Origin of the sequence: Salinisphaera japonica YTM-1 (assembly GCF_003788585.1) — a bacterium.
Lineage (GTDB): Bacteria > Pseudomonadota > Gammaproteobacteria > Nevskiales > Salinisphaeraceae > Salinisphaera > Salinisphaera japonica.
Genome location: NZ_AYKG01000010.1, coordinates 1 through 14,710 on the forward strand (window position 1 = coordinate 1; position 14,710 = coordinate 14,710).

The following is a 14,710-nucleotide window of genomic DNA, read 5'->3' on the forward strand; positions in this document are numbered from 1 at the left end:
TGTTTGATCCGGGTCTCACTGATCGCTTGCACGTATGGCGACGATCGCGGCCAGTGTCGCCAGCGCCAGCGCCACGGCCGCCGCGCCGAACAGGGGCAGATAGCTGCCCAGCGGGGTGTAGGCCCAGGACATGCCATAGGCCGCGATGGCCTGTAGCAGGGCGAACGACAGTGTGGCCCAGCCCCAGAGCTGTTGTTGGCGATGGGCAGGGGTGAGTGCTGCGATCGAGCCGGAGGTGAGCGTAACCACGCCGGGCACGAGCATGCCGACGAGATAAGACGATACGACGAGCGCGATCGGCGCCTGGCTGACAAGCACCAGCGCCACGGCGGCGGTCTTCACAGCCAGGGCGATGGCAAGCGCCACGCGAAAGCCCAGCCGACGGGCCAAGGCCCCGGCGACCCACGGCCCGCAGGCCGCACCCACGCCGAACACGATCCAGTACCGGCTGCCGGCCGCCAGGCCACGATCCAGCTCGCGGGCGATATAATCCACCCAGAACAGGGTATGCGGCACGAAGCCGGCCGCATCCAGGCCATAAGCGATCATCACCAGAGCGATCGCGGCTACGGGCAGGCGCGGGTCGCGGTGCGCGTCGGTCTGTTCGTGGGCCAGAGGAACGAGATTTCGGAACTGATCGAGCCAGGCCCAGGCGGCCAGCCCGGTGGCCAGGAGAGCCATGGCCAACCAGGTGACGGCCACGCCGTGCTCGGCCAGCCACGGTACGAGGGTACCGCTGGCCGCGATACCCAGACCGATGCCGGAAAAGACCAGGGCGCCAGTGGTCGGCCGCTCGGCCGGGGCCACCCGTGACAGCGCGGCCGGCACGCCGACCACGACGAGCGCGGCCCCGCTTGCCCCGCAGGCCAGGCGCCAGACGCCGTACCAGACCACGCCCCAATCAAGCGCACAGGCATAGAAGCTGGCTACGGTGACACCGAGTGCCGCGGCCAGCACGGCCCGTGCACCGAACCCGCGCGTGGCCGGATGCGCGCCGGCGGCACCGATGAGATAGCCCAGCAGGTTGATGGCCCCCAGATAATTGGCGCCATGAATACTGAACCAGTCGGCCTCGACCAGGGCCGGAATCAGCGGCGTATAGGCAAAGCGCGCCATGCCGATGCCCAACAGCGTGGCGATGCCCCCGGCCAGGCCCAGTCGTGTGGCAGAAACCGCCATCTCGTCTCTCGGTGTTCTCGGCGAAGCTGCAGCCTACAGCCAAAAACCGATACGATGAACCTTGTTTGATCCTGTTTGCCCTGTCATGACCGGCTATACGCTCGACCAGATCTTCATCGGCACGCCCCAGGCGCTACCGGAAGGCTCGCCCAGTGCAATCTACAAACACGACGTGGCCCGCCGCATCGCCGTCGAGCACGCCGGTTTGGCCGGCGATGCCCAGGCGGATCCTGATAACCACGGCGGGCCGGAGCGGGCAGTGCATCATTACCCGGCCGAGCATTATGACTTCTGGCAGGCCCGACTGAACTCGGCCGAACCGTTCGTGCCCGGCGTGTTCGGCGAGAATCTCTCGATCGCCGGGCTCACCGAGGCCGATGTGCACGCCGGCGATATCTTCACGCTGGGCACCACGCGGCTACAGCTCAGCCAGCCCCGCTGGCCCTGCTGGAAGCCCGGCGACCGGCTGGCGATCAAACCCATGGCCCGTGAACTCATCGAACACGGGCGGGCCGGATGGTTCTATCGCGTGCTGGAAACCGGCGACATCGCGCCCGGCGATACGCTTACCCGCGTGGCGGTCGCCGAACACGGCATCACCCTGGCTCGGCTATGGGCGTTGAAAAACACCCGCGAGCCGGACGCACAGATGCGCGAGGAGATCGCGTTTATGGTCAGCTACGACGGGCTGGCGCCGGCCTGGCAGGACCGGCTGCGCGGGTGATCTAGATCACATCTAGATCCACATCGCGGCCAGACCGATGACACAGGCCGCCGGCCAGACGATTTCATGGTTGGCCTGCAAGCGGGTCAGCGAAAAGCGTTGGGTGTCGCCGCTGGCCCACGGCGTCAGGCGCGGCCAGAAAGCCGGCACGTGCGCGGCATGGCGCGGGGCATCGTCGGGAAAGATTTCGGCCATACGGGCATGCTCGCGTGAAAACTTGCGCGGCAGATAGCCCAGAAAGAACACGCCGATGCCAATGGCGCCGGCCACCCACAGGGTGATACCGGCCGCGCCGTCGTTGTTGCCGGCGGCGATGGCGATGCCCACCAGAATAGCCAACGAACCGAGATAGGCCGGATTGCGCGAATGGGCATACGGCCCGGTCGTGGCCAGCCGATGATTCTTTTCCAGATGACCGAAGGTCCAGGCCCGCAAGGCCAGGCCCGCGGCCACGAAGATACAGCCGACGATAAAGGTTTCGACATCCGGCTCGGCCAGAATCAGCACCGCCAGGGCCGCGGCCCAGACCCCCCACTGGCGCGGGCTCAGCCGTCGGGCGGCCAGACGTTTCCAGAACGGCGGCGTCTGACGATAAGCCTTTTGATCGCGCATGCAGGGTCTCGACGTTGAAAAACACGAATCTACGTCATCATCGCGCGGCATCAGACAACACTGATCAACGAACAATCAAGCTCGCCTGAAGACAGCCTTCACGCGCCGGATCAATCGCGTTGACGGATCAGGCCCTCCTGGGCCACTGAGGCCACCAACCGCCCGTCACGGGCGAAGATCAGCCCGCGCGACAAGCCGCGGGAATCCTGGGCGCCGGGGCTGTCCATGCAATACAACAGCCAGTCGTCAACTGCCAGATCCCCGTGGAACCACAGCGCGTGATCGATGCTGGCCATCTGCATGCCCGGTGTGAAAAACGATACGCCGTGCGGCATCTGTGAGGTGGTCAACAGATTGAAATCACTGGCATAGGTGAGCACCGCACGGTGTACCGCCTGATCCTTGGGCACGGCGTCCTTGGCACGAAACCAGACATATTGCTTGGGCGCGCGCTTGTCCGGCGCCAGCAGGTTCCAGGGCTCGACCGGGCGCATATCGATGGCGATCTCGCGCCCGACGGCCTCCTTGAGCGAGTCCGGCACACGATCCAGCTCGCCGACCCAGGCGTGACGCAGCTCGTCGTGGCTGGCCAGTTCTTCCGGGCCGGGCACGTCAGGCATATCCATCTGATGGGTATAGCCGGTTTCGGCGACATGAAACGAGGCCAGCATGGAAAAGATCGGCCGGCCGTGCTGGATGGCCTGGACCCGTCGCGTCGCGAAACTGCGCCCGTCGCGAATGGCATCCACCTCGTAGACGATAGGCTTGGCCATATCGCCCGGGCGCAGAAAATAACCGTGCAGCGAGTGCGCCAGCTGACCGGGGTCGACCGTACGCGTCGCCGCGACCAGCGCCTGGCCGGCGACCTGGCCGCCGAAAACGCTCTTGCCGCCGATATCGCGCGAGCTGCCTCTAAACAGCCGATCCTCGAGCACTTCCAGGTCCAGCTGGGCCAGCAGATCGGCCACCAGTTGACGAGACGATTTCATGCACTTTCCTGCGTTAGCCCGGTATGACAACGCCCAAGTTTAGGGGCTGTTGCCGCTTGGCACGAGCGCTTCGACCGCAACGCTCATACGTTACGCAGCACGAACGCCGAACGCCCGAAGGCGATCGGCCGATCGACGTGTTCCTGGTAGCACACGGCCTGGGCCTGGGCCACGTGGCGGCCCGAGCGGATCAGGCGCGCGGTGGCCGTACAGCGCACCGGGCCCGCCGAGCGCCAGTAGTCGATGGTCACATCCACCGGATCGGGCAGGCGCGGGGCCGGCATATCGATAAGCGCTTCGAACTGCATGGCCAGCGACAACAACGAGGCCACGGTTCCGCCGTGCAGGGCCGGCAGGCTGGCGTTGCCGATCAGATCATCGCGAAAATCCATCACGTACCGCCGGCTGCCGTCCTCGGCCAGCTCGACGGCCAGGCCCAGATAAGTCGCGTACGGCACCGCCTGTACGAGTGCCGGGTAATCCGCGCCCGCCAGCGCGGCAGTCAACGCATTGGCCCGCGTGCTCATGCCAGCACCGACTTGCCGGTGCGCGTGAAGGTTGCCGTGGCCCGAGCCACGCAGCGGGCCGGGTCATCCTGATGCAGATCGGCGTTGACGAAAGCCATGCGCTCGGTCACGTGATGACACGTGGCCTCGATGACCAGATCCGCCCCGGCCAGAGCCGGGCGCAGATGATCCATGCGCAGATCCAGTGTGGCGATGGCCTCCAGGCCGGGCAGAGCCAGAAATACCGCCAGCCCGCAGGCCGAATCCGCGGCAGTGAAGGCAATACCGGTGTGCCAGAGCCCGGCCTCCACGTTGCCGATAAACGCGGCTTGATAGCCCAGGCGCATGCGCACGGTATCCGTGGCGGCGTCTTCCAGCACCAGGCCGATCGCGGCGTTGTGCGGGATCGCGGCGGCAAAGCGCCGGGCGATCTCGGCGCGCACGGCCGGATCGGTCTTGTCGATAGTGTCATCCATTGATGACACCGTAGCCCGTGCGCCTGACGCTGTCATGTGCGCCCGGCAACGAATTCTGAATGAACGTATGCTGGGGCCAGTATTCTCAGCCTCGGAATCGTCGTGGCGCCAAGCTCTGCCGAGCATCCGGTCTTTCCGTTATCCACCGTGGTCTTTCCCGGTGGCGTGCTGCCCATGCGTATCTTCGAGCCGCGTTATCTGGATATGGTCTCGCACTGCATGCGCGAGGCCAGCTCGTTCGTGATCTGTGCAGCCCAGGCCGTCGAGGACGGCGGGTTCGCTGCCCCCAGGGCGATGGGCACCGAGGTGCGCATCATCGATTTCGACCGGCTGGACGACGGCGCGCTGGGCATCACCGTGCAAGGCCAGGCCCGCGTGGCCCTGGACAACGCCCGCTGCGCGGCAGACGGGCTGTGGTGGGCACGCATGCGCTCACAGATCGAGGCCGACGATGCGCCCTGCCCGATCGAATTCACACAACTCAAGCAGATCGCCGCCGCCCTGATCGACCAGACCGGCCTGCCCTATCCCGAGGCCGAGCGACGCTATGAATCCGCGGCCTGGCTGTCGGCCCGGCTGACCGAGCTGCTGCCTTTCGATGCCGCCACCAAACACGAACTTCTCGCCATGGACGATCCGGCCGAGCGCTTACAGCGTATCCGCCCCATGATCGAGATCGAGAACACCGGCCGCCGCGCCGAATGAATCAACGAGGACACTGCATGAGCTTATTCCCAAGCGCCCGCCGCGGCGTGTTTGCCCCGCGCCTGGCCGCTGGCCTGGTCACCAGCCTGACCGGTCTGGCCCTGCTCGCCGGCGCGCCGGCCGTATTGGCCCAGGATGGAAATCAAACCGCTAGTGAGACCCCCGGCAACAACGCCGATAACCAGCCCGGCCAGCCGTTGAACACGCCGCCCGAGGCCAAGGGCAAGATGGCCAAGGCCGTGGCCCGTCGCCTGGACGGTCTGACAACCGATAACGAGCAGATCAAGGCGATCAAGGCGTTCTACCAGGGCAATGCCTATGCTCTGGCCTGGTTCGACAAGGACGGGGCACCCACCGATAACGCACGCGATTTCTGGCAGGCGATCGATCGCGTGAGCGATCAGGGCCTGAACCCGGCAACCTATCGCGATGACCGGCTGGGCCAGGTTTTCACCGACAATCGTCGGCCGGGCTCGCCCGACCAGCTCGCCGATCTGGATGTCGATCTGTCCGAGCGTTTCATCGCCCTGGCGCATGATCTGCACAGCGGCGTGATCGATGACCCCGCAATCCACGTGCAGTGGCAAGAGCCCAAGCAGCCGCTGGATTTCAAGAGCGCGCTCATGGCGGCCAGCCAGGGCAACGCGGCCGGCAAGCTCGCCGATCTGGCCCCGCAACAGCCGGCGTACCAAGCCCTGGTCAAGGCCTTGGCGCGCTATCAGGATATCGCCGATCAGGGCGGCTGGCCCCAGATCCCCGAGGGCGAGGTTCTGCGCGAAGACATGAAGGATCCGCGTATCGCCACGCTCTGGCAGCGCCTGCAGGTCACCGGCGATGCCCCGGACAATACGCCGGCGCCCAAGACCTATGATTCGACCATCATGTCGGCCATGAAGCACTTCCAGACCCGCAACGGGCTGAAGGTCGACGGTCTGCTGGGCCCGTCCACGCGCGATGCCCTGAACGTGACCGCCGACGAGCGTGTGGATGACATCAAGCTCAACATGGAGCGCTGGCGCTGGATGCCGGCGAGCTTCGGCAAGCGTTATATCGCGGTCAACGTGCCGGCCTTCGAGCTCGATGCCCATGATGCCGATGGCAACGATCTGTCGATGAAGGTCATCGTGGGCGGCAGCTATAACGACAAGGAAACACCGATCTTTGGTGATTCCATGCAGTATCTGGTCTTTCGGCCGTTCTGGAACGTGCCGCCCTCGATCGCCGCCGACGAGATCGTGCCCGAGCAGCGCAAGAACCCAAACTACATGGCCTCGAAGCACTATCAGATCGTGCGCAGTTTCGGGCCCAACGCCGAGCCGTTGGCCGTCACGCCGGCCAACGTGAACGCCGTGGCACAGGGCGATCTACTGGTGCGCCAGGCCGGCGGGCCGAACAACGCCTTGGGGCTGGTGAAGTTCATCTTCCCCAACGACATGGCGATCTACCTGCACAGCACCGCCGCCACCCAGCTGTTCGACAAGACCGAGCGCGATCTCTCGCACGGCTGTGTGCGCGTCGAGAATCCGGTCGCCCTGGCCACGTTCGCCCTCAACGGCGATCCGGAATGGAGCCGGGCCGATATCGACCGGGCCATGCACTCCGGCGGGCGCAAGCGCGTGGATCTGCCGGCCTCGATCCCGGTCTACATGCTCTATTGGACCGCCTTCGTCGAGGACGACACGATCAATTTCCGTGCCGATCTGTATGACCAGGACGACAAGCTCGACAACGCCCTGAAGGCCAAATCCGCTGTTTCGCTATGACCCCAGGCAAGCGATTGCTGGCCGCTGCCACGGTAGCGGTCAGCCTGGCCGCGGGCCTTGCCACACCCAGCCTGGCAGCCGACAAGACTGACGCGGATTTCGCGCTGCGCGTGGGCGACGGCCTACTGGATCGCCACGTGACCAGTGCGTTCGTGGTGCCGGCCGGGGCCATCCGTATCGCGGCGCGCGATCTGCCAAAGAATGCTGTGATGCGCTTGACCAGCACCGCGGATCTGGCCATCACGGCCACCGGCAAGAACGCCTGGCAGGTCGCTGCGCCGAAGCAGCCGGGCGTCTACCCGATCAAGATCGCCAACGCCGAGACCGGCTCGGGCCGGCGTATCAATCTGTTCGTGATGACGCCCTTCGACCCGGACCGGGCCGAGCTGAACGGGTATCGCATCGGTCACTACGAGGCCAAGGCACTGCGCGGCCGCGCGATCTATGCCCCGCCCGAGGCGTTGATGCCGGTCACGCGGCAAACGATCGACGCCCGGCTGTCGCCCCATTTCACGATCGGCCAGTTCCTGTGTCATCAGCAGGCCGATCACTGGCCGAAGTATGTGCGCGTGCGTCCGCGGCTCGTGGCCAAGCTCGAGGCCGTACGGGCCGCGCTGGGCGAACGTGGCATCAAGGCCGACACGTTGACTGTCATGAGCGGCTATCGCACGCCGCAGTACAATCGCGATATCGGCAACACGACCTCGTACAGCCGGCATCTCTACGGCGGCGCGGCCGATATCTTCGTCGATACCAACGACGATGGCCGGATGGATGATCTCAACGGCGACGGGCAGGTGGATATCGAAGATGCCCGCTGGCTGGCCGACCTGATCGCCGGCATAGACGGTGCCCACCCGCGCTTTGCGGGCGGCTTGTCGGCTTATCCGGCCAACGCGGCCCACGGGCCGTTCGTGCATACCGATGTACGCGGCGTGGCGGTGCGCTGGTAGCGCCGGGCCGCGTCGTCGCGCGGCCGGCCGCCGGCTATAAAATGGTCGTTGCTAAGACGATACGCCCGGGCTGATACCAGACGCGATGCCCGAGCTAAAGCCGGCCCCGACGCCTGAGCCGGCGCCCGGGGTGATACTGGAATCGATGCCCGGGCTGATGCCTGGGCCGTTGCTCGCGCCGTTGCCAAGGCCAATGCCGGGTGCGATACCAGAGCTGGCGTTCGTGCCGGCTGCCTGATCCACCAGATCGTCCAGCAGCTCGCGCAGGTCGTCGGTGGCGCCGTCGACGTCGCTCAGGTCGTGGCGGTCGGCCAGGTAGTCGGCCGTGTCGTGATAGATCGTCACGTCGCCGGCCTCGTTCCGCGAGACCAGCACGCGGATCGGCAGATCCACGGCCACGGTCTGGCCGCCGGCGATCAAGCGGCTGACGATATCGGTGGCATCAATCACGAACAGGATCGCCGGGTCGTTGTTGTCGGTCAGCATGGCACCGACCGACTGGGCCGCCGCCCGGTGATCGAACTGGGCCAGTAAAACAACATCGGCGCGCCCGTCGATGGCCTGGGTGAGGTTGTTGACGGTGGCCTGGAAATCGTTGTCGCTGTTCTGCTCGGCGATACCCTCGCCCTCGGTGATCCCGTCCGTGGCTCCGGTCACGGACACGCTATTACCGGCCGTATTGGCTGCCAGGCGCGACAGATCATCCTCGTAGGCATCGAGCGCGTCGTCGACCGCGTCCAGGTCATAACGCGCGGCCAGATAGTCGGCGGCGTTGTAGGCGATGCCGACGTTGGCATCATCAGCGCTCGTCGGCGTGGTCGCACCCAGCCCGGTATCGGTGTCCGGGGTCAGCGTGGTGTCGTTGTCATCGGTCTGGTAGACCAGCACGGCCGGCGGCAGATCCAGCCCGGCGCGTGGGTCGGCCGCGATCAGCGGGCTCACGCGACCCGCGTCGTAATAGAACACCACGCGGGTCGGGCGGATATCGGGGCCGCCCGTGTCGGCCCGGTTCTGAAAATCGACGGTGAAACGCCGAAACGGGAGGCGGCTGTCGATATTGTCGGTCAGGCTATTGAACGTGCTGTCGACGTCGAAGTCCGAGACCGCCAGATTCAAACCGGGGATATCGGTGTCGGCCACCGGCGCGGTCGTATCGCTGCCCTGGCTGTTGTTATCGTCATCGGGATCGAACACATCCAGCCAGTCGATATCACAGCCGGCCAGCGCCACGACAACGAGCCCGAGCAGCACAACGGCCAGCCCGTGCCGATAAGCCCGTCGTGCCGGGCGCCAGGTCGTGATGTCCATCCCGGGTTCCTCTATTCGAAATGGCCGCGCCAGCGTTTGACGGCGACCTGATCCTTGACCAGTTCGAGCACCTCGACCAACGCATCCTGTATCTCGGGCGTGGCCTCGCCGACGTTTTCGGCCAGCAGGCGCTCGATCACACTATCCACGATATTGCCCACCAGCGCATCGAACTCGCGCGAGCTCAGCCCGGCCACGGCCTCGTCGAGCACGTTGTTGACCGTGTCCTGGATCGCGCCGTCCAGTGCCTCGGAGACGAAAGCACCCAGCATGGGCACGCGTTCGAGGTTCCTGAGCGCGGGGTTCTGATCCACTGCGCGATTGACCACGTCGGCCACGTAGGACTGCATCTGCTCGCGGTTGTCGCCATAGGCCGCGGCGATCGCATTCTCGGCCTGGCTGCTGATGGCTGTGGTCAGTTGCGCCCGTCGCGGGGCGATCACATCGTGGACCACGCGCCGGGACAGCGTCTGGCCGCCCGAGCGCATTTCGTCCTGGACCCCGGTGAGCACCTTGGTGACCACGCGATCCGAGATCTCCTCGACCACGATGTCGGCATAGATCATGGCCTGGCGATAGAGCCACCAGTCGCGTATCTCGATGACCTCCAGACGTTGCAGACGCATGAGGATCGAGATCACGCGCAGCACACGCAGCACGCGCAGGCCGGCGACCGGAATACAGCCCAGCACGTCATACCAGTGCGCGAACGGGTAGAAATACCAGCGCAGATACCGCTGCTGATAGATCGCCAGCGCCCAGCCGGCCAGCACGTCGGTGACGAACAGGGCCACGAAGACCAGATCGATGGTCAGAAAATGCGCGTGGATGCTCGCGTCGTACCAGCCTGCCAGGCCCGGCGTGGCGGCATGCAGCGCGTTTTCGACAAAGCCCAGCGAATAGAGCATGTCGATGAGGATCAGACCCAGGTTGATCGAGACCAGCCCGATCATCGCCAGATCCCAGGCCAGCAGTGCCCGCTCGGTCTTCGAGCGATCGGTATCCAGCACGGCCAGCGGATCCGGGCCGCCGCCGGTCCCGCCGCGATTATCACTCACGGAGTGACACCGGCGGCTTCAAGATCGACGGGCTCGAGCATGGCCGACACCTCGGCCAGATGATCCTGCATGGTCTGATACCCCCATTCCACCGCCAGGCGCAAACCATCGACACCGGGCACAAGATTGACCGGTGACAGCGCCCGGTTGAAGCGCACCATCGTATCCGCATACACCCGGTTGGTGCGCATCTGGCCCTGCACGAGCTGGGTGATCGGCCATAGCCAGGCGTTTTTCGGGTCCAGATGCGGTAGAAAACAGTCGAAGGCCAGATAATACGCGTTGCGCGTAATCGCCCGGCCCGCCGCCACGCCGCGCCAGGCCGCACGAGCCGGCACGTTATCGGCGATGCCGCCGTCGACCAGCGCGGCCAGGCGATGATCGTGCATCAGCTCGGCGAATATCTCGCGCGTCACCCCGGCACGGGGGCTGGGCTCGTACTGCAGTATCGAGGGCACCGCGGCGGAAAAACCGGCCGCATCCACGGCATGCACCGCGCGGGTGCGCGCGGATCGGCCCAGCACGATCGGCTCGACCATGTCCGAGCGAAAGAATGTCGTCAGCCGTGACAGCCGAGCGGCCACACGTACCGGCAACGGCAAGAACCGCGCGGCCGTGCCTTCGTGGCCCATGGTGGTCGGCACGAGCCGTTCGTAGGGCTCCTGCTTCAAGCCGGCCACCACCAGGTCCAACGGAATCTCCATTTCGTCCAGGCGCAGCGGGCGTTTGAACTCGCCCACCGACAGGCGTTGATGCAAGGCCGACAGATGCAGATGCAAAAGCCCCGGCATGCCGAACTCGGCCCGGCGCCGGGCCACGGAGAACAGATCACGATTGCGCAGCTTGGCCGCGAACGTGACGTGATCGTTCAGGCCGGCGTGACGTTTCTCGGCGCGCATGAGCCCAAGAATCGCGCCCATGGAGTTGCCCACGATGTAATCCGGCACCAGCCCGGCATCGTCCAGACAGGCAAAGGCCCCGGCATAGACGTAGCCGGCCCCGCCGCCGCCGCCGGCCACGATCACCAGCGCCCGGTGGGCGATCTCGTGATCCAGCATGGCCGACGAAAACTGATCCGTGTGGGCGGCCAGCAGCGCCGCCCGTGCCTCACGCGCCCGGGCCGTGGCCTGGCCGGCGGCATCGCTGGCATAAGCCAGTTTCTCGTCGTCGGTCGCCGGGCTGCGCAGGGCATCGTGCAGATGATTGAGCAGCCAGTCGCGCAGGCTGCGAATCGGGGCTCGCGACAGCTCGATCGTCTCGTGCCCGTCGCGGGGCAGCACATGCAGCCGGGCCAGGCCCAGCGCATAGCGCAAACCGGCATAGCCGGTCGTCGACAGCTTGCCCGGCCGCGCACGATGCGCCCGCACGAGCGAGCGCTCCATGCGTTGCAGCGCCAGGCGGCCGCGCTCTTCGGCCTCGTCGCTCAGGCGCGCGGACATGGCCGGCCTGCGACGGGAAACACGGGGGCAAGTGCGGCCTCGTGGCACGGTTTCACCGTTCAGTCCTCCTCGCCTTCCGGGCCATCGGCATAATCGGTGATCAGCGGGGCGGCATCGATGCCAACGCTCCCCAGATAATTCACGAGTACATCGGTGCGCCCGTGGGTGGCCAGCACGCGACGGGCCCCGGTCGCTCGGATGGTATCGATCAGCCCCGGCCAGTCGGCGTGGTCGGACAGCACGAATCCGCGGTCGTAGCCACGGCGACGCCGGTTGCCGCGAATACGCATCCAGCCCGAGGCAAAGCCGGTGCGATGCTCGCCGAAACGCCGCATCCAGCGCGAGCCGGCCGCCGACGGCGGCGCCATGATCAGGTCGCGCGAGAAATCGTGATCCTTGTCGGTCTCGCTGACCGGGCAGGTATCCAGCATATTGACACCGGCCTCCCGATAGAGCCGCGTGATCGGGACCATTGCCCCGTGCAGATAGGCGGTGCCGGTGGTCAGGGCACCGATCTCGGCCAGCAGGCGCTGGGCCTTGCCCAGACTGTAAGAGAACACCACGCTGGCCCGCCCGGCCGCGGCATTATCGGCCCACCAGGCCACCAGATCGGCGGCCACCTCGCGACACGGTGCCCAGCGATAGACGGGCAGCGCGAAGGTGGCCTCGGTGATGAAGGTGTCACAGGGCACCACCTCAAAATCCTCGCAGGTGGGGTCGGCATCGCGCTTGTAGTCGCCCGAGGCCACCCAGACCTTGTTGTCATCGGCCACGCGAATCTGGCTCGAGCCCAGCACATGCCCGGCCGGGTGAAACGACACGGTGGTATCGCCGAACGTCAGCGCCTGACCATAAGCCACGCCGGTGATCGATATATCCGCGCCCAGGCGTTGTTGCAACAGCGCCACGCCCGAGTTCTCGGCCCAGTAGTGGCCGTGTCCGGCGCGGGCATGATCGGCATGGGCATGGGTGATCAGCGCCCGCTCGACCGGCCGCCATGGGTCGATATAGAAATCGCCGGCCGCGCAGTACAGACCGTTGTCCCGGGGCTCGATCAACATGGCGTGCCTCATATCTTGCAGTGCGCAGTGACACGATATCAGGCGCGAGGCCGACCCATCGCCCCCGACCGGTGCACGACTCGGCCCGAGTATTGCATATCAATCGATTCGATCGATGCGGGGCCCAAAAGCCTCGGCACACGGGCCGTATTGGCGCAAACAACGTTTCAGTCGTAACGAATAGAGTGGTATGTTCGCGCCGCGGATTCGGGGTCCGCACGATCTGAAGGGGGATCTTTCGCACCCAACGCTGAAAATACGCGTGCGCAGACTGCGCCCAACCGCGTATGGCCGGTGTGTGTGATCCCGTGTATCACGGTTTGGGCACGGCGAAGCGTGTCACCAAACGCTTGCAACGGCCGCACTCATCACGCGTCGTCGCACCAGCTCAGGGAGTCAGACAAGGATCATGCGCAAACAACAAGCACGAGCGCTGGGACTGATCATCGCGGCCGGCACGCTGGTGGCATCAGCACCGGTCATGGCCCAGGGCGCCGACAGCGCGACGCTCAAGCAGCTCCAGGAACAGATCCAGATGCTGCAACAGCAGGTACAGACCCTGCAGCAGCAACAGGCCAGGAACACGAACTCGCCGTATCCGGACAACGCAGGCACCGAGTCCACGGCGCTGCAGAACGCCGCCGGCGATGTCGGCGTCGAGGAGAACCCGGGCGCGGAGACCCAGACCGCGGAAATCGGCGACGAAGAGAACCAGACCGAGCAGGTCGCCAGCCAGGACGGCGTGGACGATCGCGAGTCGAAAAAAGACATCGAAAAAGCCGAGAAAGGCCCGGTCAAGAAACTGGCCGTGGGCGGCGCCGTGGCGGCCAACTATCAGGTTCGCGGCGACGACGTGCCCAACCAGCGCGACGGCGGCAACCTGAACTTCAACTATTTCGCGGTGAACTTCTCCGGCCAGTACGGCAAGCTCACTTATGCCGCCGAGCAGCGCTTCTCGGAAGTCAACTTCGGCGACTCGAGCTATCTGCACTATGGTTGGGGTGCCTACGACTTCAACGACCATCATCAGTTGAAGGTGGGTTACTTCCAGCGGCCTTTCGGCAATATCCCGATCGGCTATCAGTCGTTCTGGGGCAACCTGGGTTTCTATACCGGCTTCAACGACAACCAGGCCGGCGGCGCGGGCTATCGCTACACCAACGGCCCGTGGCAGGTCGACGTGGATTTCTTCAAGAACGCCACGCTCAACCAGCCCAGCACCTACGGTGCCAACCCGGTCGATGGCTATGACCAGGTCAACGGCGGCAACGGGCGCCTGGGTTATACCTTCAACCAGGGCGGCGACAAATCGGTCAACGTGTCGCTGTCGGCGCGCGGGGGCGAGCTTGAAGTGGGCGACGGCGCACCGGGCGAAGGCACGACCAGCGATTACGGCAGCCACTGGGCGGTCGCTGCGGCCACCCACGCGGTGCTCAATGACTGGACGCTCGACGGCCAGTTCACGACCTACAAGTACAACGTGCCCGACGGTCGCACCGCCGGCGGCAACGATCTGCCCACCGACTCGGTCACGATCCAGAACTACGGTTTCCGGTATCAGATTCCGGCCGAGGGCAATCTCTACACCGCCGATATCGGCCACAGCTTCACCGTGGATCGTTGGACGTTCAACAACTTCAACGTCTATGCCGAGTACGGCTATCTGGATGTGGGCACCTCGGACGGCACCTACAGCAGCGGCCTGCCGGTCAACGGCAACATGGGTGAAACCGGCAACGTGCAACTGGCCACGGTCGGCGCCTATGCCAATGCGGGCCCGTTCTATGTCTGGGCCGACATGATCTATGGCCGCAACGCTGCCATGGCCTTCACCGGGCCCAACGACGGCGACTGGCATCCGCGCTTCAACCTGGCGCTGGCCTACTACTTCAGCGCCGACGTGATCGACTAGATCAATCGTCAAAGCCTGAAACGAA

Annotated in this window: 14 protein-coding genes; 5 read left to right on the top strand and 9 right to left on the bottom strand. The window is 65.4% G+C overall.

What is annotated here, in order from left to right; translation table 11 throughout:
- Positions 1-15: 15 nt before the first annotated feature.
- The gene (locus SAJA_RS04140) at positions 16-1,179 is read right to left on the bottom strand and encodes a YbfB/YjiJ family MFS transporter (RefSeq protein WP_123657401.1); all 1,164 of its coding nucleotides are present in this window, start codon (positions 1,177-1,179) and stop codon (positions 16-18) included.
- Between the two features lie 85 nt (positions 1,180-1,264).
- Here SAJA_RS04140 and SAJA_RS04145 point away from each other — a divergent pair, with 85 nt between their 5' ends.
- Entirely contained in the window at positions 1,265-1,903 is a 639-nt protein-coding gene (locus SAJA_RS04145) for an MOSC domain-containing protein (RefSeq protein WP_123657402.1), read from the top strand.
- A gap of 12 nt (positions 1,904-1,915) precedes the next feature.
- On the opposite strand, the gene SAJA_RS04150 is transcribed toward SAJA_RS04145, so the two are convergent.
- The 4 genes from SAJA_RS04150 to SAJA_RS04165 all read right to left on the bottom strand — a co-directional run bounded on the left by SAJA_RS04150 (position 1,916) and on the right by SAJA_RS04165 (position 4,486).
- Positions 1,916-2,515: a methyltransferase family protein gene (locus tag SAJA_RS04150; RefSeq protein WP_123657403.1), complete on the bottom strand. Its 600-nt coding sequence runs from the start codon at positions 2,513-2,515 to the stop codon at positions 1,916-1,918.
- 110 nt (positions 2,516-2,625) lie between these two features.
- Positions 2,626-3,504 carry an acyl-CoA thioesterase II gene (tesB, locus tag SAJA_RS04155; RefSeq protein ID WP_123657404.1) on the bottom strand — a complete coding sequence of 293 codons (879 nt, stop codon included), beginning with the start codon at positions 3,502-3,504 and terminating at the stop codon, positions 2,626-2,628.
- An 83-nt stretch (positions 3,505-3,587) separates the two neighbouring features.
- Complete coding sequence (locus SAJA_RS04160; protein ID WP_123657405.1) at positions 3,588-4,031, bottom strand: PaaI family thioesterase; 444 nt, start codon at positions 4,029-4,031, stop codon at positions 3,588-3,590.
- On the bottom strand, positions 4,028-4,486 hold the full coding sequence (locus SAJA_RS04165) for a PaaI family thioesterase (protein ID WP_123657406.1): 459 nt from the start codon (positions 4,484-4,486) through the stop codon (positions 4,028-4,030). Before SAJA_RS04165 ends, SAJA_RS04160 begins: the two co-directional genes overlap by 4 nt.
- A 102-nt stretch (positions 4,487-4,588) precedes the next feature.
- On the opposite strand from SAJA_RS04165, the gene SAJA_RS04170 reads away from it, so the two are divergent.
- Genes SAJA_RS04170 through SAJA_RS04180 form a run of 3 tightly spaced genes read left to right on the top strand, consistent with a single transcriptional unit; the run spans position 4,589 to position 7,907 of the window.
- Positions 4,589-5,191, top strand: coding sequence for an LON peptidase substrate-binding domain-containing protein (locus SAJA_RS04170; protein ID WP_123657407.1), 603 nt, complete (start codon positions 4,589-4,591; stop codon positions 5,189-5,191).
- A 17-nt stretch (positions 5,192-5,208) separates the two neighbouring features.
- On the top strand, positions 5,209-6,954 hold the full coding sequence (locus SAJA_RS04175) for a L,D-transpeptidase family protein (RefSeq protein WP_184999742.1): 1,746 nt from the start codon (positions 5,209-5,211) through the stop codon (positions 6,952-6,954).
- Positions 6,951-7,907: a D-Ala-D-Ala carboxypeptidase family metallohydrolase gene (locus SAJA_RS04180; RefSeq protein WP_123657409.1), complete on the top strand. Its 957-nt coding sequence runs from the start codon at positions 6,951-6,953 to the stop codon at positions 7,905-7,907. The genes SAJA_RS04175 and SAJA_RS04180 overlap by 4 nt, the downstream gene beginning before the upstream one ends.
- Positions 7,908-7,958: 51 nt before the next feature.
- On the opposite strand, the gene SAJA_RS04185 is transcribed toward SAJA_RS04180, so the two are convergent.
- Genes SAJA_RS04185 through SAJA_RS04200 form a run of 4 tightly spaced genes read right to left on the bottom strand, consistent with a single transcriptional unit; the run spans position 7,959 to position 12,773 of the window.
- Entirely contained in the window at positions 7,959-9,215 is a 1,257-nt protein-coding gene (locus SAJA_RS04185; protein ID WP_123657410.1) for a DUF302 domain-containing protein, read from the bottom strand.
- An 11-nt stretch (positions 9,216-9,226) separates the two neighbouring features.
- Positions 9,227-10,273: an ion transporter gene (locus SAJA_RS04190; protein WP_123657411.1), complete on the bottom strand. Its 1,047-nt coding sequence runs from the start codon at positions 10,271-10,273 to the stop codon at positions 9,227-9,229.
- A complete protein-coding gene (locus SAJA_RS04195) occupies positions 10,270-11,712 on the bottom strand; it encodes a patatin-like phospholipase family protein (protein ID WP_123657412.1) in 1,443 nt (480 codons plus the stop codon). The genes SAJA_RS04190 and SAJA_RS04195 overlap by 4 nt, the downstream gene beginning before the upstream one ends.
- Positions 11,713-11,771: 59 nt before the next feature.
- Positions 11,772-12,773 carry a ligase-associated DNA damage response exonuclease gene (locus tag SAJA_RS04200; protein ID WP_123657413.1) on the bottom strand — a complete coding sequence of 334 codons (1,002 nt, stop codon included), beginning with the start codon at positions 12,771-12,773 and terminating at the stop codon, positions 11,772-11,774.
- 409 nt (positions 12,774-13,182) lie between these two features.
- Between SAJA_RS04200 and SAJA_RS04205 the strand changes: the two genes are divergently transcribed.
- Positions 13,183-14,685, top strand: a complete 1,503-nt coding sequence (locus SAJA_RS04205; protein WP_123657414.1) for a hypothetical protein — start codon at positions 13,183-13,185, stop codon at positions 14,683-14,685.
- Positions 14,686-14,710: the final 25 nt, after the last annotated feature.

Excerpts from the sequence above, each read along its gene's own strand:
- SAJA_RS04140 (WP_123657401.1), bottom strand. The coding sequence starts at position 1,179 with ATGGCGGTTTCTGCCACACGACTGGGCCTGGCCGGGGGCATCGCCACG.
- SAJA_RS04145 (WP_123657402.1), top strand. The coding sequence starts at position 1,265 with ATGACCGGCTATACGCTCGACCAGATCTTCATCGGCACGCCCCAGGCG.
- SAJA_RS04150 (WP_123657403.1), bottom strand. The coding sequence starts at position 2,515 with ATGCGCGATCAAAAGGCTTATCGTCAGACGCCGCCGTTCTGGAAACGT.
- tesB (WP_123657404.1), bottom strand. The coding sequence starts at position 3,504 with ATGAAATCGTCTCGTCAACTGGTGGCCGATCTGCTGGCCCAGCTGGAC.
- SAJA_RS04160 (WP_123657405.1), bottom strand. The coding sequence starts at position 4,031 with ATGAGCACGCGGGCCAATGCGTTGACTGCCGCGCTGGCGGGCGCGGAT.
- SAJA_RS04165 (WP_123657406.1), bottom strand. The coding sequence starts at position 4,486 with ATGGATGACACTATCGACAAGACCGATCCGGCCGTGCGCGCCGAGATC.
- SAJA_RS04175 (WP_184999742.1), top strand. The coding sequence starts at position 5,209 with ATGAGCTTATTCCCAAGCGCCCGCCGCGGCGTGTTTGCCCCGCGCCTG.
- SAJA_RS04180 (WP_123657409.1), top strand. The coding sequence starts at position 6,951 with ATGACCCCAGGCAAGCGATTGCTGGCCGCTGCCACGGTAGCGGTCAGC.
- SAJA_RS04185 (WP_123657410.1), bottom strand. The coding sequence starts at position 9,215 with ATGGACATCACGACCTGGCGCCCGGCACGACGGGCTTATCGGCACGGG.
- SAJA_RS04195 (WP_123657412.1), bottom strand. The coding sequence starts at position 11,712 with ATGTCCGCGCGCCTGAGCGACGAGGCCGAAGAGCGCGGCCGCCTGGCG.
- SAJA_RS04200 (WP_123657413.1), bottom strand. The coding sequence starts at position 12,773 with ATGTTGATCGAGCCCCGGGACAACGGTCTGTACTGCGCGGCCGGCGAT.
- SAJA_RS04205 (WP_123657414.1), top strand. The coding sequence starts at position 13,183 with ATGCGCAAACAACAAGCACGAGCGCTGGGACTGATCATCGCGGCCGGC.